This is a genomic window from Stieleria magnilauensis, assembly GCA_007753675.1.
Taxonomy (GTDB): Bacteria; Planctomycetota; Planctomycetia; order Pirellulales; family Pirellulaceae; genus Stieleria; species Stieleria magnilauensis.
The window spans coordinates 1,434,780-1,460,583 of record CP036432.1 but is presented as its reverse complement, the minus strand read 5'-3'; the positions used below and the strand labels follow the sequence as shown (position 1 = coordinate 1,460,583).

The following is a 25,804-nucleotide window of genomic DNA, read 5'->3' as shown; positions in this document are numbered from 1 at the left end:
AGGGTTTCAGTGAGCGAGCGTTCACCGATTTGGAACACTACACGCTTCTTCAGGACTGCGTATTAGCTTCCGACATTCACTCGTTGCAGTAGGCCGAGAATTTTCTTGTTCAGCGGCGTTAGCTTCGTGCGGCTGAACTGGTCGCCGAGCTTACGGATCGCTTCGGCTTGAGTTGGATAGGGGTGAATGGCACTGCCAATCTTGCCGAGTCCCAGCCCTCCCGTCAAAGCGACCGTGATTTCGGAAATCATGTCACCCGCGTTCTCGGCAACAATGGTCGCGCCGACGATCTGGTCTGTCCCTTTCTTGGTGTGAACTTTCACGAAACCGTCGTCTTGACCTTCTAAAATGGCTCGGTCGATGTCGCTAAAGTGTTGGACGTAAGTATCGACTTCGATTCCTGCTTCCTCGGCTTCGATTTCGTACATGCCAACATGAGCGATTTCGGGGGACGTATAAGTCGCCCATGGAATCACCAAGTCGCTGGCCTTTTTCTTGCCGAACGGTCCGACCGCAAAGAGAGCATTCTGGATGACGATGCGAGCCATGAAGTCGGCCGCATGCGTGAATTGGTACTTCGAGCAGACGTCGCCAGCCGCGTAGATTCTCGGATTCGTGGTCTGCAAGTTATCGTTGACCTTGACGCCCTTTTTGTCGAAATCAACGCCCACTGCTTCCAAGTTCAAGTTTTCAACGTTCGGCGCTCTACCGACGGCGACCAGAAGTTGGTCAATCGGTTCGTCGTAGCTTTTTCCATGAGACTCGACAGTCAGACGAATTCCACCTTCGTTCTTGATGACGAGGTTACGACCGCAGCAAAGCAATTTCACTCCGTTTCGTACCATCTCCTTTTGGACAATTTCGGCGGCTTCTCGATCCTCGCGTGGCATGATGCCGTGCTCCGATTCGACCAGAAAAACCTCCGAGCCGAGTTGGGCGAACGATTGCGCCAGTTCACAGCCGATTGGCCCCGCTCCAATGATCCCCAACCGACGTGGCAATTCTGTTAACGAGAACACCGACTCGTTGGTCAGATATTCAACTTCGTTCAGGCCCGTAATGGGAGGCGCGGCTGCCCGAGCACCGCTGGCGATGACCGCCTTTTTGAAACGGAGTTCGGTGCCATCGACGTCGATCGTGCTGGAATCGATAAAACTGGCTTGGCCAAAGAAGACATCGACGCCGAGATCACGGAACCGACTAGCTGAGTCGTTGTGACTTATCCCAGCACGCAGCTTTCTCATTCGCTGCATCACGGCGGCGAAATCGACGTTGACCTCTGGCACGTCAATACCGAATTCGCTGGCGTCTTTCGCGCCCGCTGCGACTCGCGCCGCACTAATGATTCCTTTTGAAGGAACGCAACCAACGTTCAGGCAATCGCCGCCCATCAAATCGCGTTCGATCAACGCAACGCGTGCCCCCAGTCCCGCTGCACCGGCGGCTGTGACCAGACCAGCCGTGCCAGCTCCGATCACGACCAAGTGGTAGGGACGCGTTGGCGTTGGATTAGTCCACTGGGGTGGGTGCACGTTCGCTTCAAGTTGCTGATTGTGTTCGTCGTTTGTTTGAAGCTGGACAAGTTCGGATGTCATGGACGCTGTGCCTTCGATTTTGGCTGACTGTTTGAGAGTTTCTATGGGAGAGGTAAGCGTTCTATCTGCCCATGTTGACCGTTTGGTTAGCGTGAGGGGTTTCTTTCCACTTTCAGGAGAAACCCATGCCGCAGTTCCCCAATCCGCAGCTCGCACAGCAGTGGCGTGACCGCATTGAACGGTTCGCCCAATCCGGTCTGACCGTCGCAGATTTTTGTGATCGCGAAGGCTATTCGGTCGCCTCCTTCTATCAGTGGCGACGGAAGTTGCGATCCTCCGTTCCCGATCGCCCAACGGGCCCCGGCGATCGACCGGCCTCCTTCGTCGCGGTTGAGCTTCAGCCCAACGCGATGGAAGCGTCGCAGCTGAACGACCTGAAGATTGAATTGCCTGGCGGGGCTGTTGCTTGCCTCGACGGGAACGCCACCGACGAGCAGCAACGCAGGCTGATTAAGAACATCGTCGAAGCTCTCAGCGAGGTGGCATCGTGATCGCACTTGCACCCACCACGCGGATCTTTGTCTACACCGAGGCGACCGATATGAGGAAGAGTTTCAATGGCTTGTCCGGGCTCGTCAAAGAGCATTTCCAGGTCGACTTGTTCTCCGGTCATCTGTTCGTCTTTTTCAACCGCCGGCGCGACTATGTCAAGATTCTGATGTGGGACTGCGATGGCTTGGCTCTCTGGTCTAAGGCCCACGAGCCAGAACACCCCCGTTTCAAAGTCTTTACAAAAGTCGCAAGAACCAATAGTTTCAGCGTTTTCGCTACTTCAGCTTGCGACATGGATCGAAAAGACCTTTCCAGAAGAACACGGAGGAACGAAATGCCAGCAAAACAAAAAAGGGGGACAGCGCGCCCACCACAGCAGCCCGGCGGCCGCAAACAACATTGCGTCTGACGGAGCTTTGGGAAGCTCTTCCAGACGAACAGAAGAGAAAGGCAGCACGGGCACTCGTGCAAATCGTGGACAACGCGTTAGCGGCTCTACCGGAAAAGGAGGCCGATCATGAACGCGATTAAGACCACAGCAATTTGCGATTACAACGATGACAAGCAGAGTGTGTCGCTGCTTGGAAAGTTTTCTTCAAAGGTGCAAGATCGACATCTCTGCAAACTTGCAGTTGTCTACGTTCGACAGTCCACGCAGCGCCAAGTTGTCGAAAACCGGGAATCGCGTGAGCGTCAATACGGCCTAGTTAATCGCGCCGAACAACTCGGGTGGGCTCAAGAGAGAATCCTCGTCATTGACGACGACCAAGGGATCAGTGGCAGCTCGGCGGATAATCGACCTGGGTTTCAACGACTGATGACGGAAGTTTCCCTCAAGCATGTTGGAATCGTGTTGGGGCTGGAACTCAGTCGCCTATCGCGGTCTTGTAAAGACTGGCATCATCTCATCGAAGTCTGCGGGGTGTTTGGTGCGCTGCTTGGAGATGAAGACAGTATTTACGATCCTCTCGATTCAAACGATCGGCTCCTCCTGGGAATGAAGGGTGCGATGAGCGAGTTCGAATTGGTGACTATCAAGAACCGGCTGACACGTGGTGTGCAGAATAAAGCTGCGCGCGGCGAACTGATTCTTTCAGTGCCAATCGGATACGTCAAATTGTCTGGTGGCGAAGTTGTGAAAGACCCTGATGAACAAGCTCGATCGATGGTTGAACTTGTTTTCGAGAAGTTTGAAGAAACGGGTTCGGCTTACGGCGTATTTCGATATCTTGCCGATAATCAATTAAAAATGGGATTTCGCCTCCACAAGGGGCCCCGTCGAGGCGAACTTGAGTTTCGTTTGCCAACATCAGCTCGCGTGCTCAACATTTTGAAGCACCCCATCTATGCCGGTGCCTATGGCTACGCAATGCGACGCAATTGCAAGATGCATCGGAACGTCGACAATCTCAATGAGAAGGGTTGGTTCTTATCGCCGGAAGACATGGGCGTCTGCCTCAGAGACAGAATGCCCGCGTATATCACGTGGGACCAATATCTCGCTAACCAAGCGAAGCTTCAAGAAAATCGTTCGACGCGGAAAAGCAAGGGAATTCCGAGGCGTGGGGACGCGTTGCTTGCTGGGTTGGTGAGATGCGGACGTTGTCACAGGCAAATGATCACGTCTTATAAGACCGATAAATTGCCGTCGTATTGCTGCGATGAGTTCGTGCGAAACCAGACTCTTGAAGGATACTGTGGTCGCCTCGCTGCGAAGTGGATCGACGAGCTTGTTTCATCACAAGTGCTTCGAGCTGTTGCGCCCGCAGCGATCGAACTGAGCGAAGCAGCGACGAAAGAAATCGAAATCGAGAGACAACATCTACATCGACAGTGGAACTTGAAGATCGAACGCGCTCAGCAAGAATGCGATCGGGCAAGACGTCGATATGAAGCTGTCGAACCCGAGAATCGACTTGTCGCACGGACTTTGGAGTCAGACTGGGAGGCCCTACTGATCGACCTTCAAAACATTGAGGATGACTACGAGCGGTTCAAGTCGACTTCTCCAATTCAACTCAGCGATCAAGAGAAACTGCGGATCAAGTCTCTGTCATCATCTGTCCCTGAAGTCTGGAGGGCGGAAAGCACAACGAACGAACATCGCAAAATCATCATTCGCTGTCTCGTCGATCAAGTCATCTTGACGATCGAGGATGGCACTGAAAATGTTGATGTAACCATTCTCTGGCAAGGTGGTTTTCGGAGTCAACATGCGATCTGCAAAGCGGTTGGATCATACTCACAACTAAGTGACTACGAACAGCTCTGCAAACGAATTGAGGAACTTCACCGGCAAGGGCTTCACCATCGAGAGATTGCAGCTCAACTTAATGAAGAAGGATTTCGCACAGCTCGCAGGCGCGGGAAGTTCACGACGCAAAATGTGGGAGACTTGATACGGCGTTTGAACCTACGTGGAGAATTGTTTCGCGATGGCATGCTCGGCAAAGATGAATGGTGGATTCCAGATCTGGCTGACAAGCTTGGCGTCATTCAGCAGAAGGTCCACTACTGGGCCAGGCAAGGCTGGGTTCACTCGCGGCGGACGCCCACAGGGAAGCACTGGATTGTCTGGGCCGATCGAGAAGAACTGCGCAGACTTCGGAAACTCAAGAAGCTGCATGGGTCGTACATCGCCAAAAATCATCCAGTCTTGGTCACGCCGAAAGACCGACCGTCCGATCCTGATTCATAAGCACTTCGAATTCATTCTCGCCAACTTCTTTTATGGAACCAAAACAGGGATATCCTGATGTCTGAATCAAGCGACTCGAAAGTGGAAGCTTCGAAAAGATTGTTTCCGCAGAGCATGGCAGCTTCGAGATCGACTCGGCCGGCCTGGTTATGATGCTCCGCGGTGTGCAGATCGAAGGTTCGCAACGACGCAAACGCTACTCGATCGACCTTCCCGAAGCGGCGTGAGTTAGTCGAGCAAGTCTTTTTGAAAAGGATCAACGCAAGGCCCAATAGAGCCTTGCGTTTTTTGTTTCGATGGCGATAACAACTGCATGGCTGCTTCGGAAAACAAAGACGACTTGCAGAGCGTGTTGAGGCTCAACGCGGAGCTGATCGAAACGGTTGAGCGACTGCAGAAAGCCAACGAACAACTCCGCGAAGAATTGAACCTCTATCGCCGCAAGTTGTTCGGCAGATCCTCCGAGCGGCACGTCGAAGATGACTCGCAGTTGCATCTGTTCGACTTAGGTGAGCAGCAAGTCGAGGTTGACGATGCTGAAGGCGATGAAGAAAGCCAGCCACGCCGGCGTCGTCGCAAGAAGAAGTCCGAGAAGCTACCGGACCATCTCAAACGCAAGGTCATTGAGGCAGACGTTCCGGCCGAACAGCGAATCTGTCCTTGCTGTGGTGACGAGATGCCGATTGTGGGCACCGACATCAGCAATCGACTGGATTTCATTCCGGCAGAGTTTTTCATTTGGGAGATCCATCGCCACAAACGCGCGTGCTGCAAGTGCAAAGAATCGATCGCTCAGGTGCCCGCCGGTGAGGAGCCCTGCGGAATGACAACTCCGATCCCCGGCAGCGATTATGGCTTCGGTGTTTACACGCAACTGATCGTCAACAAGTTCGCCGATCATCTACCGCTCTATCGCGGAGAAGACATCTTCGCCCGCGCCGGGATGCTGATCCCTCGTAACACGCAGTTTGGAATGCTGGCGAACATCGCGGCAATGGCCGGTGTGTTGGTGGAACTGATGAAGTCGCGAATCGTTTCGGGCGACGGGCTGGGTGTGGATGATACGTCGGTTCGGCTGCAGGACCCCAGCTTGCCGGGCAAGATGCGGACTGCACGATTCTGGCTGTATCGAGGCCGTGAGGATCATCCGTATAACGTGTTCGACTTCACGGAAAGCCGAGGGCGCGACGGCCCGGCAAAATTCCTTCGTGATTTTCACGGCCACGCGGTGGTCGATGCTTATGGAGTCAACGACGGAGTCTATCTGGGAGCACAGGATCAAATCTTTGCCGCGTGCTGCAATGCGCACGCACGTCGAAAGTTCGTCGAAGCCAAGCCGAACGACCCGGTCGCCGCTGCGCGGGCACTGGCGTTTTACCGTGGCCTGTACAAGGTTGAGGATCGCGCCCGAGAAGCTTCGCCGGCCGAGCGTCTGGAACTGCGTCAGAACGAGTCAGTGCCGATCATGAACGATCTGCATGACTGGTTGCTGCAGATGAACGGTGATCGGCGAGTCCTTCCGAAGAGCTCGATCGGCAAGGCAGTGCGTTATGCGTTGAACCAGTGGGATGAGTTGTCGGTGTTCCTTGGCGACGGCGCGATTCCGATTGACAACAACGCGACTGAAAACGAACTTCGCCGCTTGACGATCGGTCGAAAGAACTGGTTGTTCGTTGGGTCCAACCGAGGAGGCCGAGTGGCGGCGACGATGTATAGCCTGGTGTCTTCGGCGGCCCGGCATCACCTGGATGTTTGGGCCTACGTAGACGATTGCCTCCGTCAGTTGGCAAGTGGCAGCACAGATTACGAACGCCTACTTCCAGACGTGTGGCGCAAGGAACACCCTGAGTCGATCCGTCCGTACCGCGACGCCGAGCAGAAGGCGCGACGCTTGACCACACAGCAACGTCGAGTGCGTCGCCGCGAGGCGAGGGTGGCGTGGTGGCGAACCTGACCGAGCGAATCCAACTGACGCGCGAACATCGCGACTTGATCCTGAAGTACGGCTACGTCTCAGGCCGCTTGGAAGCGTCGCTGCGTCGTTGGCCGAAGGGTCAAGCGATTCGCCGAGTGGGAATGACTCGGGTAGAGCTGCAGTGGCTCATCGGCGACCTGAGCCACTCGTGCGTCAAAGGCAAAGCGGGTACCGATGTTGAAGCGGTCGCTGACCTGTGCGACCACCTTGAGTACGCCCAGCAAACCGGCGACGGGGACCTGGACATGATGTGGTGAAATGCATCAGGTCGCTTCCGTTAGGGCGCACCCGAAATCAGACGTGATGGCGAGCAAGGCTATCGCCAGCTTCAGGGATCTTCTGGCCGTGGGTTACCAGCGATGAGACCGCGAAAGCGTTTTGATCTCTCGTGGCCCGTGGTGGATCGATAGACGCCTGACTCCCTCGTGGCGTGCGATGCGTGATCCAGTGGGTTTTTCTTTTAGTAAAAGACCGAATCCCTCGACCGCACTTCGCGCCGCCCCTTGGGAGTCGAGCGGAAGTAGAGCTCAGAGACACCCCAGTGAGATCAAAACGCAGCATCAGTGGCAGCGCCGATGAACTGCGTGCTGGAGACATGGGAAGCGGCGGCTACCGAATTGACGGGGCGACGATTGGCCGTCGGCTGTTCGGCGACAATTGGTTCTCCGCTTTAGCGACAACTAGAATTCCCGATCACGAAGTCGATTTTTGTTTCGAACCCTTTCGTGATTGTCCAGCTGATTTGGTTTGCCTGGCGGTCTCCACGCGATAGCTCGGCACGTTCAACTCGATGATCACGCTGTGGTGAACCAATCGGTCGATCGCCGCGGCCGTCGTCATCGCATCTTTGAAAATTTGGTCCCACTTGCTGAACGCCAGGTTGCTCGTCAACAACACGCTGCCCCGTTCGTAGCGTTCCGCCAACAGCGTGAACAGCACCTCCATCTCCTCTCGATCCTGTTGCACGTAACCCAAGTCGTCGATCAGTAGACCTTCGTAGCGTGACAGCTTCTTGATGAACTTCTGCAACCGAAGATCCCGTTTGGCGATCAGCAACTGTTGCACCAGCAGGCTGCAAGTCGTCAGCAACATGCTTCGGCCTTGCTGCACGAGTTGATTCGCAAGTGCACAAAGCGCATGACTTTTCCCGGCACCGGGCCGCCCAAAAATCAGGACGTTCTCCCGACGGTCCAAGAACGATCCTTCCCGAAGACTTTCCAGTTGCCGCGTCACCGACAACGGCAAACGATCGAACTTGAATGTCTCCCAGGTCTTGCCCAACGGAAGTCGGGAATTCGTCATTAGACGCTTGATCCGACTCTCGTGGCGGGCCTGGCATTCCAGGTCCGTCAGTTCCGCCAGGTACTCGACATGGCTCAGGTCCTCCGCTGCCGCGCGGTCGGCCGACGATTGAAACTGGTCGCGAAACATCGGCAGTCGCAAGCTGCGGAACTGCTCGGTCAGGCGTTCCTCCATCGGGCCGCTGTCGACTTGCGCCGTCTCTGGCGGGGTCGTCTTGCAGGTCCGCTTTGATGGGGATTGGGTCGCCTTTGTTTGACGCTTGCTGGTGGTAGTAGGGCGGTTCATCGTTTGGACTCTCCTTGTCGAACGTGTGAAGTAATACATCAAAGTCGTTCAAGTCGGGCGGATCGACGTCGATGTCGGTCGCCGGCTTGATTTCGATCGCTTCGCGCACCATCTGCCGAATAAGCTCGACATCAATGGATTGCCCCGATTGGATTTGGTGACGCAGCGCATCCTGCACTGCGTCTTGGCTCTCGCGAGCCGCGATTTGCAGGAGCTGCAGGTAGTTTCGCACCGCAACCTTCCCGCTGTGAGCATCACACAACATGTCATACGCGATCCGAAAGTGACTCGTCGGGAACATGTCTTGCCGATACTTGTAGTTCTCAAATGCCCCCGGTTTGCGGACCAGTGAATCGATCACGTGGCGATAATTAATCGCCGAACCGCCGACACCGATCAGTCGAGGCATCCGCTGCACTTCAATGCCGTGGTGCGTTACATCGATCCATTCGGCACTGATCCTCACGTCGACCTTGTGCTTGATCAGACGACTGGGGACGGAGTAGACATTCTTCTTCACCTTGATCGTACTGCTACTGTCAACGGTGAGCCCCCGCTGGATGTCATCGGTATCGAGCCTGTGATCGGGAAGTCGGCTCAAATGCGACTGTTCGATTTCGAAACGGTCCTTGCGAGCGAGGTTGCTTCGCGTGATCAGAGCTCGCACGAAGTCCATGTAGGCTTTGCGGCTGGCGAAGTCGCGGCTGCCGCGTAGCAGCAGTGCTTGGTCGATTCGGTTCTTGAGATGACCGTGAGACGATTCGACATCACCGTTATCGTTGGCGCAACGAACGTTGATCCGCTCCGGTTCGACTCTGTAATGATCCATCAATGCCGCATACCGCGCCGTGAGTTCCTTGCGTGATGAATGGTTGTTGACCGCGGCGCTGAGGCTGTCGGTGCGATGACGCTCGGGGACGCCACCGAATTCCCAGAACGCATTCTGGATGCCTTCGCTGAGTGCCTCGAATGATTCGGAGAAGCAGAGCGTGACGGACTCGACGTTGGAGTAGGTCAACACGCAGTGGTACAGCATGTGCTCAAAAGACACTCCCGCAATCGTGACATGAAGTTCGTTCATGACGGTGAAGTCACTCGCGGCAAGGCGAGCAGGGTGATGCTCTTGTGGAAACATGACCGGTTTTCCGGGGCCATGCATGCTGCGCCACTTCCTCACACGCCGTTCGAAAGTTCTGCGAGTCGAGTCCGGATAGAGGCCGGGATAGCAATCTTGCAGCCACTGGAAAAGGGTCTTCGCTTGGAGTCGAGGTTCGGCCTCGAGTTTGCGTTGCACCTCGTCCCAGACTCCGGCGAACGGGTCGATTCGAGTTCGGTACGTCCGCGGCTTCTTGCACTCCGAAGGGAGCCGGTCGTCGTCTCGATAATGCCTTGCTGTTTTCTCATCCATTTCAGTCATCCTTGACGAGGCGGCCAGCGACTTGCCTGATGCTAGCAACCGCCGCAGTTCTTTAACTTGTCCGTCCGTGACCATCGCAATCTCCGTGGAAACAAGGAGTTACGATGATGACCCGAATCCCAAAATCCGGGAATTCTAATTGTCGCTGGCCGAAAACAAGCCAACATGAGATCGCCTCAACCCGGGAAAGCTAATTGTCGGTAACCGGGAAAACCAATTGTCGCTAGACAGTCGGCAGCTTCCCCCGCCACCAAGGCCACCCTGGGCAGATAGAACGCTTACGGTGAGTGATCCGACGGAATGAAGCATGCTATACCGAGGGGTTTTGGACTGGTGACTGTGCTTTTGCGCGGCGGATGAATTTCATCGCGAATCGCACGATCAGCGGGAAGACACCGAGTAACACAAAGGCGATCACAATTTGCGTGAGTTGACTTGGAGTAAAGACTGCGCCAATGCCTTTGTCAGCAAGCGTTTGCAGATCGGGAACGCTTGATCCTGCGTAGACGTAAACAGCGGTACCGGCAAGCATGCCCAATTGGCTGACCCACCAGAATGTTCGGGTGCGAATCGGAGTCAGCCCCATTACCGCGTTGATAACAAAGAACGGCACTGCCGGAATCAGCCGCATCGTGAACAAAAAGAACGGGCCTTCCTTTTCCAACGATTGGTTGAAGCTATGCAGACGATCGCCAAACCGCTTTCGAATGGCGTCGCGAAACAAGAATCGGCTGAGCAAAAACGCCATCGTCGCGCCGGCGGTTGATGCGAAACTGACCAGCACAACGCCCCGCAGTAGCCCGAAGTACCATCCGTAAACAAGTGTCAGCACGGCTGCACCAGGCAGCGACAGCCCGGTGACGACGACATAGACCAAGAAAGCGGCTCCGTAGACCAGGACGGGGTGATCGGCTTGGAACCCACGTAACTGAGCTTCCTGATTCGCCAGATTCTGAAGGCTTAACAGGTCACCGAACTGCGTGTAAGCAACCAGAATGATCGCGGCGACAACCAGAAAGACGCCAGCTTTCTTCGCCATCCCGGACTTCTTGTTCTTGGGTGGCTGTTCAATCTCAGTGGTCATTGGTTTTCCGAAGTTGTGAATATCGACTGCCCAGATCGCTCCACTCCACTCGTTCCGAAGTGAGCGTCTGTCGAAGATGACGCAGGAAGCCCCAACTCCTTACAGAAAGATGCTGAATCACTGCTCAAATTCGCGAAAACAAGTTCGAGAATGATGTACCAACTCGTATTTGAAAACGCTCTACAAGCAGCCGCAGTGCGAATTCCCCTACGGGGAACTCGTCTCGCGAAACAGAACCGGACGCGACCAACCGCAAGTGGAACTGATCGACACAGATGGCCCAATCATTTCGCACTGCCTAGCGTCGTTGCTTGTTTTTCAGACTGTTCAGGTTCCAGTCGTATGGCAACCATGAGGGTGACGAAGCGACTCCGGATTCGATCGCCTGCTTCAGTGCCGGTGAATATCTTGCAGCGAAGGTGGATACGCTTCCAGCAGCTTGTTCAAAGTCGCCGCCGTACCAACTGTAGAGCTTGGTCAGTTGCAACTTTCCTGAATCTGGATCAAACGCAAACCACGTCGAATGCTCATGGACGTACTCGGTTTGGTCTTGGAGTTGATCGTTGACACGAGTCGCGTTATAGGCTTCGTTTCGCAGCGGCGGACAACCGATGGCGGCGCAAACCAACGCGAAATGCACACGAGGCTCGGCGAACTTGGGTCGGATTTGTTCGTGTTCAATCTGGTTCAAGCTCCACTGGTTGCCGCCGATATTCCATCGTACTGCGTCCCAGCGATCCGCTTCGGAGATGTCTTGGATCGAGTCGATTGGCATTTGATCGAGGATCAACTTCAACGTCGATGCGTTGTAGCCATTGATGAGTAAAGCCAGCTTTTCGTCTCGCCCCATTTCATCAAACGGTGCGGCGGCCACAGACTGGAGGTATCTGTCAAGTTTCGATTCCTCCCCTTCCAGCCCTTCGTAGTCAACCCAGCCATCGTCGTCGACATGCTTCTTGAGCAGCGAGTCAAATGACGAATGGTCCATGGTTGGTCCAGCGGCGTTGGCGGAATACGCTTCGCGTAGCTCGACTTGAGGTGGTCCGAACAAGCCTATCAACGAACGCTCGATTGCCCCCACATTGAACCAGGCGAAGGCTGCCGCAGTGACCAGCAATAGGGAAACACTGACAAAGATCATGGTGCGACGTTTGTTGGCGGTCGAGCGTTCTGCGGGTTGGTTGTTCGCGATTTCCATGATGGGCATACTGACTGAGGTTTCGTGTTGACTGGAAGCAACGCTCGTCGCTCCCCTAGGTACTTGAGGAGACGCCGTAGTGGTCAACTCCTTACAGAAGTTTGCATCGCTCCGACACTCGAAAGCGTCGAGACGGCGTAGGGAACGAGGTACGTCAGAGCAATCTTCAAGCCGTGCCACCAAGTCAGACTTCCCTGCATGATCACATCACCTTGATTGATGATGGCCAACAGGGTTCCAACGACCAAGCTATACACCATTCCGCGTCTGACGACGGACGGGTTGCAGGCGAGTCGAATCCAGTTGCTCGTGGCAAGACTTTTGGTTGTCTGTTTGAGAATTTCAATGGGTGAGTTCATACGTTAGCTTTATGAATTGCGTGATCCTACGGAATGGAACAAGCCAAATCGATGGATTTGCGACCGCCCTCTGTGCTTTGGCGCGAGCTAGGAATTTTGTCGTGATTCACACGATCAGCGGGAACATCGCACCGGGCGCCAGATTCAGAATCGTGCCCGGAACAAGCAGCACGGGAGCTACGGTCTTGCTGTTACACCATGACGACGCAAGAATCGCGATTTCCTTACAGAATCGTCGATCAGCAAAGAAAAACCAGGCCGTGTGAGATTCAACACAGACGCTTGGCAGGTTCGAGGCGAGGATAGAGACATGCAATCAACCGAGATGATCAAGTGCCCCGCGGGTTGCATTCTTCCACTTCCACTGTAATAGAGGAACGAGTTCATGGTCCGCCAAGATATGGTCCGCGAAGATTCTGAGTTCGATGCAGGTTGGGAGGAATGCACGCCAGGAACCATAGGCGATTTGCGGAGTCGCCTTAATGCCGACCGTCGACGTAAGTCCGTCGTTCGCATTGGCGCTCCAATCGTTGTGATGGCAATGCTAGGACTGGGCGTTTGGAACTTCGGTGGATCAGGCAATTCACCGGCGCACCAAGAACAGCTTCGGGAGTTCAACTTCGGTGGCGTGACGTGCAGCGAAGTCCAAGCGTCCATGCAGCAGTTTGCGATGGGACAATTGACACCCGACCAACAACTGGCATTTACTTCTCACCTTCAGCAGTGTCCGGTTTGCCAAGAGAAAATGGAAGCGATGAAAAAAGCCGAAATGCCAATGGTGGACGAAAATCTTATCGGCAATTCGCCAAACGGTTTTCAAACGCACAGAACTCTGCTGGCGTCGAACGTAGATTGATAAGACATGACCACGACGGTGTGTGGTCGACGCAGTCATATCCAATACGGAGATTGAAGAATGCTTGTCTTGTCAAGAAAACAGGGTCAACGGGTTGTTGTCAGTTTCGGCGGCGAGGTCGCTACGCTTGAAGTATTGAGAATTGACGGTAACCGCGTTCGGCTGGGCATCGCTGCAGCGGATACGATCGGCATCCACCGCGAGGAAGTTTGGGCTGAGATTGGCTCCCAACTGGGACCAGAGAGCGACGTCAAAAACGGCCCACTCAAAACAGTTGCGTAACATCATGTCGCACTCGTGAATCGGTGGACAATACTTGAACGAGATTTCTGCAGGATTTGCTCTACGGGTTCACGCAGTACAACGACACATAAAAAGCTCAACTCAAGAAACTATGGTTCAAACAACAGCAAATTCAAACCTTTGAGATCCCTGTGAGCATTGAAAACAGCCTTGAATCGCCAGAGATTCAGCCCATCCTGCTACCTTCAGAGCAAGCCCTTTGTGCGGCACAGCGGATACGAACGGCCATCACAAGCTGCGCTTACGGCCCGGTAAGATCGCTGACGTGCCAGTGTCAGAAGAATCGTTTGTGCGTGTGCGGTAGAGTCCCAACATACTTCATGAAACAGGTGGCAATCGAACTGCTTCGTCAACATCTGATCGACGGTGTCGAATGTGAAACCACAATCGACGTCAAATGACTACTGCATCCACTTTGTCAATTTGCGTTTATCGGCGATACCAGACTGTCGATTCACAACTCGACCGTTCTTGACCATCATCAGCGTCGGGATTCCTTCCACTTGTAGTTGTTCAGCGATCTGCGGGTGGTCATCAATGTTGATTTTGATCATCAGCGTTCCGTGTTTTTCCGCTTCCTGCTCCATGTCGTGGAGAATTTTCCCCTGTATTTTGCAGGGACCGCACCAGTCGGCGTAGAAATCGAGCAGCACTGGTCCGCGTGCGTTGTTGACTTTTGCCATCAAGTCTTCGCCTGGTGCAAGGATAACAAGCGATGATTGTTGTGAAATGCTTGCAGAGGCGGTGCTGACGAGTGTTTCCTTTCGCGGAAGCACCTCCGGTGCATTTGCGTATGATTCCTGCGTCACAAGCGATTCAGATAGCAGAGCATCCATCTCGCTTGATGAAGTCTTGCGAAATGCCATTGCGCCACCGTCCGTGCAACCGGCAAGCAACACGAATGCAAATGGCAACACTGCGAGGGTGGCAAGGGAAGTGAGTTTCATTTGGATGACCTTATGGTTCAGTCGATGGAGGGTGTGGGTTACGAATGTTGATGTCTGAGCAATTGCGATTGACTGACTCTTTCCGCCGTAAGTTGCGAAACCGAATTGGAAAATTGAAAGCTAGTCAGCTGAAGGACGTGACGATTCCTCACAAAGCTTGCAATTGATCCTTGCGACTCAAATCGTCCAACAGCAACGCTCAACTTCGTGAGACTGCATACGGTTCGGCCAAAGAATTCCGCCCACGAATGTGATTGACCTCACAGAAGCAAAGCTGCATTCATGCGACGATGAAGAGATGTCCAATGAAACACAACCGGTCCACTTGTCCGAAGCTGAAAAGATGACCGACGTCGATGGCTATCTTCGAGAATCGGTCTGGGTTGTCATTCCGGCACTCAACGAAGAAAAGTCTATCGGCCTCGTCTTGCGTGATTTGCCCTGTGTCGCCGGAGTCATCGTGGTCGACAATGGTTGCACGGACGACACGGCTTCCGTGGCAGAGGAAGCAGGTGCGATCGTTGTTCCGGAGTCGCAGCGAGGATACGGAATTGCCTGCCTGCGTGGGTTAGCGAAGCTGCGTGAGCTGATCAATGAGGGACAAGCGGCGCCCAAAGTAGTTGCGTTCGTCGACGCCGACTACAGCGATCATTCTGATCTACTACCCCTCTTGGTCGGCCCGCTTGCAACGGGAACCGCAGACTTCGTTCTCGGTTCACGCTTGCTTGGCGAGCGCGAGCCGGGAGCAATGCCTCCTCAAAGTGTGTTTGGAAACAAGCTCGCGTGCTTTCTGATGCGATGGTTCTTCGGCGTTCGCTACACCGATTTGGGGCCTTTTCGAGCGATCAACTACAGTCGACTTTGCGAACTGCAAATGCAAGATGAGAACTTTGGATGGACGATCGAGATGCAGATCAAAGCGGCAAGGCTTGGACTGCGTTTCCTGGAAATCCCTGTTCCGTATCGAACAAGAGTTGGCACCAGCAAGATCAGCGGCACCGTTAGTGGCACGATCAAGGCAGGGTACAAGATTCTCTATACAATCGCGAAGTATGGGTTGATGCGCCGACGTAGCCTAGGCTTCCAGCCTGGGAATACAGCACCCAAGCTGGAAGCCTAGGCTACGAGTTCAGGCTTGGCGCTTTCCGGTGTACTGATATCGCTAGTTGCTCCGCTTGAATCAAGACAATCCGTTGCCGGCCAACGTCGACCATCCCCTCGGATTTCAATTGCCCGAGCAGTATCGTCACCGTTTCACGCGTACTTCCCATCAGGTTAGCGATTTCCTGATGAGCCAATTTGATCCGCAGATGTATCCCTTCGGAATCGCAAATGCCAAACTGCTCCGCTAGGTCAAGCAGCAAGTGAACCAACCGGTCTCGATTGGAAAGAAAAAGCAGATTCTTCAATCGTCGTTCGACACGATGCCGCCGCAGTCCGATCATCTTCGTTAGTGCGATTGAGACGTCGTGGTTTGCAGCCATCAGTTCCTGAAGCTCACTAGCCGGAATCATCACCACCGTCGACTTCTCAACAGCTTCGACGTACTCGTCCCGCTGTTCCGATTCAAAAATTGCCAACTCACCGAACAGCTCGCCCGGTTCAACAAACGCCAAAATGGACTGCTTGCCGTCGTTGGTCAGGTTGCAGACCTTGACCAGCCCGCTAGCAAGCAAGAATACGCTGTCCGCTGATTGGCTCGGCAAATAGACCGGACTGTGCGCGGCAAACGAACGAGACCGACAACGCGATTCGAGGTGCGCCAACTGGTCTGGGTTCAGTTTGGTGAACAGTTCGTTATTCTTTAGATGCCAGATTTGCTGAGGCACGCTGGTTCCCTCTCCGCCGAGTTGACTCCGCGAATTAGGGCACACGTCGTGCCCTGATGCTCGCAAAGTTCCCCGGTAGACGCCCGAACGTGCGATTCCTTACACAAATAAAGTTGATTAAAAGCGCCCATGCTCTTACCGTGAGGGTGTGGTGATTTGAGGTGGTGACCTGATTCCGGGCGCGCCGAAGTCTTATTTTTGACCTGGGTGAGTGGATTCAAATTGTGTAGGTGTCTGGTAGCCAAGACTCGAGTGCTTTCGATCTCGGTTGTAGTAGCCGAAGTAACCTCCCAACTTACGTTCTCCTTCAGTCACAGTCTCGTATTCGGTTATCTCCAGCTCGGTCTTGATCGTTCCGAAACAACTTTCCATGAATGCGTTGTCGTAACAGTCGCCGGCACGGCTCATGCTCTGTCGGATCGAAGAACGCTTCAATATCTGACGAAACCGATTGCCAGCGTACTGGCCGCCGCGATCGCTGTGATGGATTAGGTCTCGACCAGGTTGCCGACTCCTGATCGCATCCTTCAAGCCATCAATGACAAGTTGTTCAGTCATCGTCACATCCAATTTCCACCCGATGATTCGTCGTGAGAATCGGTCCATCACCATCGACAGGTAGGCAAACCTTCGACCCGCGATGGGGATATAGGTGATGTCTGCGACCCAAAGCCTGTTGATGGTGTTGAGTTCGAATGGATCCAACAGCAAATTCGGACTGTATCCCAATCGATGTCGACTTTCGGTTGTTTTTGGTTTGAAGGATTTGGGCTGAATTGCCCTCAATCCCTGTAATTTCATCGCTTCCGCCACCGTCCTTCGGCAGACGACGATGCCGCGATCGGCCAATTCACTGACGATTCGCCGAGCGCCGTAACGTCGCCGATGCTTCCAGAAAATGTCGATAATCATGGGTGAAAGCTCCTCGGTCCGAGTCGGCTCGTCACGTCGACTCACCTGTTGAAATCCGTAGAACGAACTTCGCGAAAGTGATAGAGCGTTACAAACCTCGCTGGCCGATACGTTCGTCGAGTCAATGACTTCTGCTGCGGCGACAAACCGATCAATCAGTCGCTTCGGCTGAAAATAGACAATGCTTTTTTTAAGATGTCACGCTCTCGCTCAACTCGCCGCAGCTCGACCTCCAATTCCTTCACCCGATTGTCAAGCGACGAGGCAACTGGGCCGCTTTGCCGAAGCTGCTCTCGTTTCCAACGGTATAGCAAATTGGTGCCTGATAAACCGAGCCGGTCGACTATCGAGGTCGCCGTGTGCCCGTCGAGCAGCATCTGTACCGCGTCCCGCTTAAATGGATCGGAATACTGACGTCGTGATTTGCTGTTGTCTTTAAGAGGCTTCTTGCTCATTCTGGGGATCTCCTTGGTCGGCCATTCTAAGCCCCAAGCGCGCCCGGAATCAGGTCACCACCTCAATTGCTGATGCTGCGTGTGGAATGCGATTCAAGCACCCGCAAGCCTACGCTACGCTGGTTAAGGGACTCGATCACGCCGCGAAACGCACCACCAATCTCAAACTCCTGTCCAAGGCCAAGTTGAGCGACCAGCAATCGTGGGCCACCTTCGGGGAACCACCAATAACAGCGACCGCTGCACCGCACATGACACAGACCTTCGTTGCTTGCCCCAAGCAACTCTGCGCCGATAAACGCGAGCTTCGCCACACCTCTTGCTAACGTCAAAAGCTCAACGCCAACACGGCCTGTCAACTGAACTCGACTTTTCAAAACGATGCTGACGTTCAAGTGAGATCTTCCTGGTGATGAGAAACGAGAGTCCGCGTGCATGGCAGCTTTCGTCAATGGCCGCGTGAGTCAACGCACAAGACACCGCGGATACGGTTGGTTCCGACAACCGATATGATCGGAATGGCGATGGCGTCCGAATATCCGCCAACGGAAATGCGGGCAATAAGAAGGTTCGTTGCGTCTTAAGCCTGCGAGTCAATTGCTTTCGCAATTCTTTGCTTCGCGGCGGCGGACAACTTCACCCCTTCGGGCATTTCTTCATTGGAAGCATGCTCGACCTCATCAGAAATTCGCTCCTTGAGCACAACCTGATCACGGCGAAACGCAGAGCAAAGCCGACACATGCTCAGATGCATCCAAACCGAAACCCGCTTGCTTAGAGGCAAGGGATGATCGAGCGACTCAGAAACGAGTTTGGTAATTTCTCTGCAAGACAACATGACGGCGTAGTCCGGTTATGCTTTTTCTTGAAGCCAACGTAGTTTAATGCAGTTGGCGAGACGGAGACGTGCACGATGCAGCAGCACCCACAAATTAGACGCACTGATCTCCAATTCCTTACAAATTTCGCCCGTTTCTAGATCCTCCATTTCTCGAAGCATAAACACGTTAGACTGCCGCTCAGGCAGAGATTTCAAGCACGCTTGAAAAACCGGCCAAAATTCCTGCCGATCAACTGAATCAAGTGGCTCAAGCAGCGTTTCGCGGACGTTCTGTTTCCACTTCCCGCTACGATCAAAAAACGAGTCCAGTGGATCGCGTGTATCCAATGCGTCAGTCTGTGACTCCGACTGGGCTGAACGGTTTCGCTGCCGGACAAAGTCGATGATCTTGCGTTTCAGGATCCCCATCAGCCAACCTTGCTGTGATCCCGCACCGGAAAACTGGTGTTGATGCTGCAATCCAGCCAAAAACGTCTGCTGCACCACTTCCTCAGCAGATTCCGGATTGCGCAGCCGCGAAAGGGCATAGCGAAAAAGGGCGTCGCCATACGCATCAACCCAGGCCGACGGATCACGGCTCTGGTCGGCTTCGGTCAATTCGGATTGTTCCATTCGGTTCCAAGCAAACGTAAATAGTTGACGTTTATCTTACCAGAATTGGATTCAGGCATTGTGAGCAATCTCACAGTCGGATCAGTTCGGTGCATAACCACCGATGTCAACGCAATTCTAGGAAGGCAGGAGTCCTCGAGGACAATCAGTTTCCGCTATGCCGGGAATACGGTCCGCTCCACGGCGGTTCCCAGCTTATCGGCCCTTCATAAGCACCGCTGTCGTTACGATCATCGCCTATCGGCCGGGTTTCGTTTGACGAGTCTTTTTCCAGTGAGGCTCACAAACAGCCTTGTGCGTTACTTCGGGCCGATCAAAGAGTCGGTAGGCCGCCTTGAGGTCCTTCCATTGGGGATTTTGACTTGGCAACGATGCTTCTGGAGACGCGAGCATATTGGCCGCGACCAACTGCAGTCGCTGGGTTCGTTTCTTGTGCTTGAGTTCACATGTCGAGAACTGGTCTTCGACCCATTTTTCATTACCAACGACCAGCATTGCAAAATTCCGTTCAAATGATTCGATGGCCGCGTTGACACTTCCTGATCCGGCGACCAACTGAACAGGCAATCCATCCCGTGCCTACCGAAAACATCGCGGTCGCCTATAACGTGTCAAATACACTCCAGTTTCACGGATTGACTGAGCACGGAAATACGCTCACATCCAACGCACCACGTTTCACAAAACGATCTGGAAACGTGGGTAAAGACGAGCCCAAGAGCCACGGTGCGCAGCAAACCAGAACGAATTCCAGAGAATTTCGCGGGTAATCACGCCAAAACAGATGACCCAGAAGGCCAAAAGGCGTCTTTGCTTGATTGCCACTTGAAGCCCACAACTTCTCTGAAAGGTTGGGACACGTTCCGACCCTACGGTAAACGAAAAGCCGACGTGTGCTCCACGTCGGCTTTTTTCGTTTTATCCCGTTATCCCGCAACCACTTGCGTCAACGATCGACGCGGCGGTTTCTCTGTCGTCTCAGACATCCGAGAACACTCTTTCCGACGCCCGCTGCCGGATTTCGGTCTCTGGGACAGGATTCTTACGTTCTCCGTTTCTTAGCCAGTTTGGGTTAGGAGCCATAGCGACCTCCCGTTCGATCCAGTTGAGTACATCGTTTGGCTCTGTAAATCGCGATGTTTCCTCTCACCAAGTTTGTAGCGACCCACCGAAACGGAGTCCAAACGTCTTCAGACAGGTCATGTGATTTGGAGACGCTGAGAATCGCTGGAAGAAGCGAACCTCATCGCGATTTCACGGCTGTCCACCAAACCCAAGCGATCAGCACGCCTTGCAGTGGCAGCCGTGCAACCAGCGCCCAAACCGGGATAGCCGGGAACTGGTCCGCGTTCATCAGCATGTCCACGTTCGCTGGGAAGACGGCAAAGAGCAGCGCGATCAATCCAATTCCAGCCGCTCGCCGCAGTCGTGGCACCGCCAAACCAACGCCGCCAAGCACTTCAAAGAACCCCGACACGTGAACCAAAGCCAATGGCCAAGGCAGATACTCTGGCATGATCTTCAAGTACACGCCCGGCTTAACGAAGTGATTCACACCGGCGACGATGAAGAACACGCAAATCAACGCGATCGAAGTTTGTCGCATTCTCAGTGCCACGAGGAACAGAAGATTCATCGACAATCAACGAGTTATTGTCAATTGTTGTGTTCTGAAAAAAGATCAGGCGGCAATTTCTTCCTGCATGATTCCGTCTTTGAAGGACCGTCCTTCGATGACGAACGTGATCTTTTCGTGACAGTTCAATCGTCTCCATTTCTTTGAAGCAGACTGTGCGAGCTTGAACATCGTCTTTCGCAGGTACGCTGGTAATACACTTGGCGTGAACGCCACACACTGTTCAGGATAGGGATGTTTGTCGCGTACACGGCCTTGTGTGACTGGGATCGCCCCGGCACCGGTCAGGATTTCTCGTTCCGGCAGGCTTCCGTTTTTGACGACTTGCCTCCGGCCACGCTCGTCGCGACGGTCCTCATGCATGGCGACGAAAGCATCGACTTCCGCATCGAGCGTTGACTCAGCATTCGCCTGGCTCCTTCTCGGACAATTTCATCCAGCGGGCTTTTCTGATCGAACTGAGCTCGGAAAGAAATCACTTCGGGATCGAGCTGTTCGTCCACAGGTACCGCACGTCGGTCTGTTTTAGTCTTATTCATGGCCTGTCCTTGTGCCCGTGTTGGGCCGTTGGGGTGTGATGATTCCAACAGGATACGCCGCCATTTTTCATTCAATCAAGAACACGACCTTCGATCATATCTCGGGGAAGCGTCCAATCATCATCTACTTCGCTGCGTTCGATTCCTGAGGCGGCTGCATGGTAAGCGTTCTATCTGCCCAGGGTGGCCTTGCTGTCGGGGCCGACGGCCAATCGTCGCCCCACCAATTCCGTGGCGTCCGCTTCCCGCGTCTCTAGCACGCAATTCATCGGCGCTGCAACTGATGCTGCGTTTTGATCTCACTGGGCTGTCTCTGAGCTCTACTTCCGCTCGACTCCCAAGGGGCGGCGCGAAGTGCGGTCAAGGGATTCGGTCTTTTGCTAAGAGAAAGTCCCACTGGATCACGCATCGCTGTCGCGAGGGAGTCAGGCGTCTATCGATCCACCACGGGCCACGAGAGATCAAAACGCTTTCTGTCGCGGTCTCATCGCTGGTAACCTACGGCCAGAAGACCCCTGAAGCTGGCGATAAGCGTCGACCACCGCGTGGCCGTGAAAATCTTTCAAGAATCCCGCCGGACCGTCGCGCCCACGACTCTCGGTAAAGTCGAACACGTTGTACGGATGGTCTTCGCGGCCAGGATACAACCAGAAGCGAGCCGTTCGAATCTTGCCGGGCAAGGCAAGATCTTGCAGCCGCACCGACGTGTCATCGACGCCCAGAACGCGGCCCGAAACGATTCGCGATTTCATCAAGGCGATCAGCGGTGCGACGAGTGCCGCGATGTTCACAAGCATCCCAAACTGTGTGTTTCTAGGGATCATCATGCCTGCGCGGGCGAAGATGTCTTCACTTCGATACAGTGGCAAATGGTCGGCAAACTTGTTGGTGATGATTTCCGCCGCCTAACGACGATTGGGTTGGTTGTCGCTAATGATTCGAGGCTTCACCTCCGTGGGTTTTTCCAACGCAGCCTGGTAGACGATTTCAACATCCACCTCGGTCATCGACTCGCGAAGATCGAAATGAACGACGTAACGACTGGCGAGTCCCGCTACTCGACGCGCTTACTATTGCTCTGCGTGTTCACGCAGCAACTTGGCGATCTTTGGTCGTTGCTCTTGGATTCGGTCAAGATCAACCTCCACGCCGACGGCACGGCCGATACCGGAGTAGAAGCTTGCGAGCCCTTCGCTCCACTGGCCGGAAACTGAGTCAATGGCGCTGTCTCCGCGGTTGTTCTCGCGCCCGGGAGAGGCACCGTTTTCGAGAAGCAACTCCACGACTTCGGTGTGGCACATGAATGCGGCAACGTGCAGAGGTGTAGTGCCGTCCCGATTGGTCGCTGCGACGTTGGCCCCACGTTCGAGGAGTAGTTTCACGATCTCAATGTTGCCAAGCAGTGCAGCGGCGCTGAGTGGTGTTGAGCCACTTGCATCGCGAACGTTGACGCGTGGCGAACTGCCGAAACCTGCCTGTGCTCGATCGAGAGCTTCGTTCACTTTGTCGACATCGCCACTTGTGATCGCTTCCGACAACACGGCGCTGCGGTCGACCTGTGCTTCGTCGAAAGTGCGTTTCAGCTTGGCTGCGGCGTCCGCATCGGCCGTGACGTGGAAGATGAAGTCATTGCTGAACATGCCGTTCTCGTTCTGAACCTGAAGCATGTGTAAACCGTTTTCCGGCAAGCTTGCCAGTTCCACAATCACTTCTTCATTTTCATTGTCATCGCCGTATGTAACGCTTCCCTCCACACGACGTCCGTCGACGTAAACGCCAGCGTGTTCGTCGAAGTTGCGACCGCTGATCGACATGTTTCGCTTGCCTTTGTGCAGTATCGGAAACTCCTGATGGCCTCGCTGTTGTTCGATCGGGCCAAGTGTCCACAATGCGGGTTGCGGGTGTTCGACATCGGCCAGCGCGCCGTGCCGACCGGTGAAGGTCCCGACGAACTTGCCCTCCTTCGCAAACGAGACGAGTTCCTCACGCGCATACACGGCGCGGTCTCGACTGGATGAACGGCGGCGACGTTTGCTGGACACTTCCGGTTTGGCAACGTAGGAACCGCCAGCGTGTTCATCATCGAACTGTAAGGAAATCGACTTCGATTCGCTGTCATTGATGAAGACGCCGTCGACTTCGAGCACGACTCCACCTTCGCGGGACGAAAGTTCCAGCGCGTCGAGAAGTTGGGCAGTGAGTACATCGTCAACTGTCGCCTTGGAAAGCGTGATCTGTCGAGCAAATGAACCGGAGAAGCCCGTACTGCCTTCAAGCACCATGTTCCAGACAGGATTGAAGCGGCGACGACCGCCCCATGAGAAACGCCAGATTTCTTCTTCGGACTGTCCGCGATGGGCCACGTCGCGATAGAAGGGAAATTCGATGATGTTGAGTCGTCCTTGAGGCAGGATGAGGAAGCGGTCGTAAGCGCCGCGCCAAGTGGGTGCTTCCATTCCCGTGCCTGGAGTGTTTGTGCTGACGAGATGCGGCATGCGGTGACAGTCGCCGCAGACATTGGGTGTTGTTCGCGACGGGTCGAGATCACCGTCGATATGGAACAACTTGTAGCCTTCCTTCGCGCGGTCAGTAAGCACATTGTCAAAGGCACGTCGTTGTGCGGGAGGGAACGGTATGCTCAACAAATAGGTTGCCAAGTCGTCTCGCTCTGCTGCCGTGAATCCACCGGGCTTGCCTTCGTCGTTGACCGTGCCATCGCCTTGAGCCTTCAGGATTTCAGCCATGCTGACGTCGACAAGATGTCGCGTGCCCGTGATTTGATCGTCCTCGTCTGCAACCGGATCGACCGATGAGTAGATATTCGCACTGTTGTTTCCGCCATAAGGATCGCCGAGAACACCGTCCCAATGGAACGGGGCCGTGTCCCGCAAGCCACGAACTGGCATCGTTGATCGGGGCATGATTTGGTTGCCGCCGGTCACGACTGGCGTTTGCAGCACCCACAGCAATTGGTCGGTGTTGCTGTCGGGGTGGCAGCTTTCGCACGAGAACGTCCCGGTCGAGGACGCATCGGCGTCGTTGAACCAAGTGCGTCCGAGTTTGACCTGTTTGTGGGTTGGATCGTCGAGCTTCACAAAACCGGCGACTTGTGGCTTCGCTGCATCGGAAACGTCGATCACCGAAACCGTGTTCGCCACCGCGTTGTAGACCCAAGCCTGAGTGGCTTTGCCATCGTCCGCGTTCCGTAACGCGATGCCTCGCGGGACGGATCCGACAGGAATGCGACCGAGCACTTCTCCGCTTTCGGCATCGACCGTAAAGAGCTTGTCCGAGCCGGCGGCTGTGGCGACAAGTGTTGTGTCGTCGGCACTGACTTGAATGGCGAAAGGTGTCGCGAGAGCCATGCCCTTTTCAGGATGCCCCGGCGGCAATGGTTCGAGGTCAATTCGTTGCGGCTCTTCTGGCGACCCTTCGGTGAAGCTGACTCTCGTGATCTGGTTCAGGAACGCACGGTTCTCCATTTCCTTCATGCCGTGTTTCTTCGTACCCGCACGACCGTTGGCATCGTTGCGGGCGTCGGTTTGAGCGACAAAGACGTTGCCTTTGGAATCAACCGTGATTCCGTACAGCAGTGTGCCGAGTGTATCGACTGATTCGACAAGCTTGTCCGTTTTGGTGTCAAAGACAAACAGGTCCCGATCGGGCACGTCGGGATGTTTGACGATATCGGTGACGTGCCCCAGCGACAGCACGTTGTTGACCGCGATCGAATGCTGCCAGGCGTCAAAAGTCACCTGTTGGCCGTCAATGTCGTCACGCGATCCGCCCGACAGTTGTGTCTTGTTGTTAGACTCGAAGGGAACGACGTACAAACGATCGCCTCGAACAGCAATCGCTCGCGGGTCCTGCGCCGGAATCCGCAGCCGCTTGGTGATCTTCCGTGATGAAACGTTGACGACAGCAATTTGATTCTCGGAGGAAAGGGCAACGTACGCTTTCTCGTTCCCGGCGAATGCAATTCCCACCGGCTCATCGAACGCCGTGGCCTTCGTCTTCAGATCGAACTCCTGAATCGTTGCGATGACGTGCAAATAGGTTGGGCTCTCGGGATCGTTGTCAATCACGCTGACCGAATCGGAAACATGATTCGACACCCAAACTTCTTTGCCATCCGGTCGTACTGCGATGCCAACCGGATCAACGCCAACGCTGATTTGAGTGTGAACCTTCCGCTTCTCCGCGTCGATCACGTCGACCGTGTCGGCAGGCGTGTTCACGACGAAGACGAAGTTGCCGCTGATTGCGATTGGCGATGCATGCGGACTAGCAAACGTCGGATGCCCAACAGCCAGCGGCTCTCGCGGCGCGGCTTCGGCTGTCGTCTTCTCTGCCGACGCTAGCTCTGCGCCGCTCGGAGAGAACATCGATCCGACGACAAACCAAAGTGCAATACCGACAACGACAAGAAGATAGGTTGATCTGTTCATTGTGATGTCCTCGCTAGCCAA

The 25,804-nt window shown here is 54.4% G+C and carries 25 protein-coding genes and 2 pseudogenes; 8 read left to right on the top strand and 19 right to left on the bottom strand.

Translation table 11 applies throughout. The features are described 5' to 3' along the window. Positions 1–62 precede the first annotated feature (62 nt). Entirely contained in the window at positions 63–1,595 is a 1,533-nt protein-coding gene (locus TBK1r_RS05385; protein ID WP_145207911.1) for a mercuric reductase, read from the bottom strand. 125 nt (positions 1,596–1,720) lie between these two features. On the opposite strand from TBK1r_RS05385, the gene tnpA reads away from it, so the two are divergent. The 5 genes from tnpA to TBK1r_RS05360 all read left to right on the top strand — a co-directional run bounded on the left by tnpA (position 1,721) and on the right by TBK1r_RS05360 (position 7,017). Next, the gene (gene tnpA / locus TBK1r_RS05380; protein ID WP_145207909.1) at positions 1,721–2,086 is read left to right on the top strand and encodes an IS66 family insertion sequence element accessory protein TnpA; all 366 of its coding nucleotides are present in this window, start codon (positions 1,721–1,723) and stop codon (positions 2,084–2,086) included. Beyond that, entirely contained in the window at positions 2,083–2,496 is a 414-nt protein-coding gene (gene tnpB / locus TBK1r_RS05375) for an IS66 family insertion sequence element accessory protein TnpB (RefSeq protein WP_145207907.1), read from the top strand. The genes tnpA and tnpB overlap by 4 nt, the downstream gene beginning before the upstream one ends. 108 nt (positions 2,497–2,604) lie before the next feature. Next, the gene (locus tag TBK1r_RS05370) at positions 2,605–4,785 is read left to right on the top strand and encodes a recombinase family protein (protein WP_145207905.1); all 2,181 of its coding nucleotides are present in this window, start codon (positions 2,605–2,607) and stop codon (positions 4,783–4,785) included. A gap of 313 nt (positions 4,786–5,098) precedes the next feature. Beyond that, a complete protein-coding gene (gene tnpC / locus TBK1r_RS05365) occupies positions 5,099–6,739 on the top strand; it encodes an IS66 family transposase (RefSeq protein ID WP_145207903.1) in 1,641 nt (546 codons plus the stop codon). Beyond that, positions 6,727–7,017 (top strand): hypothetical protein, encoded by a 291-nt coding sequence (locus TBK1r_RS05360; protein ID WP_145207901.1) that lies wholly within the window; start codon positions 6,727–6,729, stop codon positions 7,015–7,017. Before tnpC ends, TBK1r_RS05360 begins: the two co-directional genes overlap by 13 nt. Before the next feature lie 436 nt (positions 7,018–7,453). Here TBK1r_RS05360 and istB read toward each other — a convergent pair whose 3' ends face one another. From istB to nrtS, 5 genes and pseudogenes are all read right to left on the bottom strand, one after another. Beyond that, positions 7,454–8,347, bottom strand: coding sequence for an IS21-like element helper ATPase IstB (gene istB / locus TBK1r_RS05355; RefSeq protein WP_419580138.1), 894 nt, complete (start codon positions 8,345–8,347; stop codon positions 7,454–7,456). Positions 8,348–8,744: 397 nt separating this feature from the next. Next, positions 8,745–9,839, bottom strand: a pseudogene (gene istA / locus TBK1r_RS05350) (IS21 family transposase); the annotation flags it as partial. Positions 9,840–10,074: 235 nt separating this feature from the next. Further along, positions 10,075–10,848, bottom strand: coding sequence for a TVP38/TMEM64 family protein (locus tag TBK1r_RS05345; protein WP_145207899.1), 774 nt, complete (start codon positions 10,846–10,848; stop codon positions 10,075–10,077). Between the two features lie 298 nt (positions 10,849–11,146). After that, positions 11,147–12,046, bottom strand: a complete 900-nt coding sequence (locus tag TBK1r_RS05340; RefSeq protein WP_419580993.1) for a DUF547 domain-containing protein — start codon at positions 12,044–12,046, stop codon at positions 11,147–11,149. Positions 12,047–12,129: 83 nt separating this feature from the next. Further along, complete coding sequence (gene nrtS / locus TBK1r_RS05335) at positions 12,130–12,405, bottom strand: nitrate/nitrite transporter NrtS (protein ID WP_145207895.1); 276 nt, start codon at positions 12,403–12,405, stop codon at positions 12,130–12,132. 385 nt (positions 12,406–12,790) lie between these two features. Between nrtS and TBK1r_RS05330 the strand changes: the two genes are divergently transcribed. Continuing rightward, complete coding sequence (locus tag TBK1r_RS05330; RefSeq protein WP_145207893.1) at positions 12,791–13,261, top strand: anti-sigma factor family protein; 471 nt, start codon at positions 12,791–12,793, stop codon at positions 13,259–13,261. Positions 13,262–13,321: 60 nt separating this feature from the next. Further along, entirely contained in the window at positions 13,322–13,543 is a 222-nt protein-coding gene (locus tag TBK1r_RS05325; protein ID WP_145207891.1) for a carbon storage regulator, read from the top strand. A 422-nt stretch (positions 13,544–13,965) separates the two neighbouring features. Here TBK1r_RS05325 and TBK1r_RS05320 read toward each other — a convergent pair whose 3' ends face one another. After that, the gene (locus TBK1r_RS05320) at positions 13,966–14,511 is read right to left on the bottom strand and encodes a thioredoxin family protein (protein ID WP_145207889.1); all 546 of its coding nucleotides are present in this window, start codon (positions 14,509–14,511) and stop codon (positions 13,966–13,968) included. A 298-nt stretch (positions 14,512–14,809) separates the two neighbouring features. Between TBK1r_RS05320 and TBK1r_RS05315 the strand changes: the two genes are divergently transcribed. Next, complete coding sequence (locus TBK1r_RS05315) at positions 14,810–15,631, top strand: glycosyltransferase family 2 protein (protein WP_473772490.1); 822 nt, start codon at positions 14,810–14,812, stop codon at positions 15,629–15,631. A gap of 1 nt (position 15,632) precedes the next feature. Here TBK1r_RS05315 and TBK1r_RS05310 read toward each other — a convergent pair whose 3' ends face one another. The 12 genes and pseudogenes from TBK1r_RS05310 to TBK1r_RS05265 all read right to left on the bottom strand — a co-directional run bounded on the left by TBK1r_RS05310 (position 15,633) and on the right by TBK1r_RS05265 (position 25,783). Next, the gene (locus TBK1r_RS05310; protein ID WP_145207885.1) at positions 15,633–16,340 is read right to left on the bottom strand and encodes a Crp/Fnr family transcriptional regulator; all 708 of its coding nucleotides are present in this window, start codon (positions 16,338–16,340) and stop codon (positions 15,633–15,635) included. Between the two features lie 192 nt (positions 16,341–16,532). Further along, a complete protein-coding gene (locus tag TBK1r_RS05305) occupies positions 16,533–17,378 on the bottom strand; it encodes an IS3 family transposase (protein ID WP_419581532.1) in 846 nt (281 codons plus the stop codon). 29 nt (positions 17,379–17,407) lie between these two features. Further along, the gene (locus TBK1r_RS05300; protein WP_419580593.1) at positions 17,408–17,707 is read right to left on the bottom strand and encodes a transposase; all 300 of its coding nucleotides are present in this window, start codon (positions 17,705–17,707) and stop codon (positions 17,408–17,410) included. Between the two features lie 62 nt (positions 17,708–17,769). Beyond that, positions 17,770–18,102, bottom strand: coding sequence for a hypothetical protein (locus TBK1r_RS05295; RefSeq protein WP_145207881.1), 333 nt, complete (start codon positions 18,100–18,102; stop codon positions 17,770–17,772). Between the two features lie 185 nt (positions 18,103–18,287). Beyond that, complete coding sequence (locus TBK1r_RS39430; protein ID WP_145207879.1) at positions 18,288–18,545, bottom strand: anti-sigma factor family protein; 258 nt, start codon at positions 18,543–18,545, stop codon at positions 18,288–18,290. 15 nt (positions 18,546–18,560) lie between these two features. Further along, positions 18,561–19,145: a sigma-70 family RNA polymerase sigma factor gene (locus TBK1r_RS05285; protein WP_419580992.1), complete on the bottom strand. Its 585-nt coding sequence runs from the start codon at positions 19,143–19,145 to the stop codon at positions 18,561–18,563. A gap of 252 nt (positions 19,146–19,397) precedes the next feature. Next, positions 19,398–19,655 carry an IS4/Tn5 family transposase DNA-binding protein gene (locus tag TBK1r_RS05280; RefSeq protein WP_145207875.1) on the bottom strand — a complete coding sequence of 86 codons (258 nt, stop codon included), beginning with the start codon at positions 19,653–19,655 and terminating at the stop codon, positions 19,398–19,400. Between the two features lie 748 nt (positions 19,656–20,403). Continuing rightward, positions 20,404–20,796 carry a DoxX family protein gene (locus TBK1r_RS05275; protein ID WP_473772489.1) on the bottom strand — a complete coding sequence of 131 codons (393 nt, stop codon included), beginning with the start codon at positions 20,794–20,796 and terminating at the stop codon, positions 20,404–20,406. 45 nt (positions 20,797–20,841) lie between these two features. After that, entirely contained in the window at positions 20,842–20,967 is a 126-nt protein-coding gene (locus TBK1r_RS38335) for a hypothetical protein (RefSeq protein ID WP_419581631.1), read from the bottom strand. Then, positions 20,968–21,335: pseudogene (locus TBK1r_RS38330) on the bottom strand (IS256 family transposase); the annotation flags it as partial. A 461-nt stretch (positions 21,336–21,796) separates the two neighbouring features. Beyond that, positions 21,797–22,228, bottom strand: a complete 432-nt coding sequence (locus TBK1r_RS05270; protein WP_419581531.1) for an IS66 family transposase — start codon at positions 22,226–22,228, stop codon at positions 21,797–21,799. Between the two features lie 177 nt (positions 22,229–22,405). Then, positions 22,406–25,783, bottom strand: coding sequence for an ankyrin repeat domain-containing protein (locus tag TBK1r_RS05265; protein WP_145207872.1), 3,378 nt, complete (start codon positions 25,781–25,783; stop codon positions 22,406–22,408). Between the last annotated feature and the right edge of the window lie 21 nt (positions 25,784–25,804).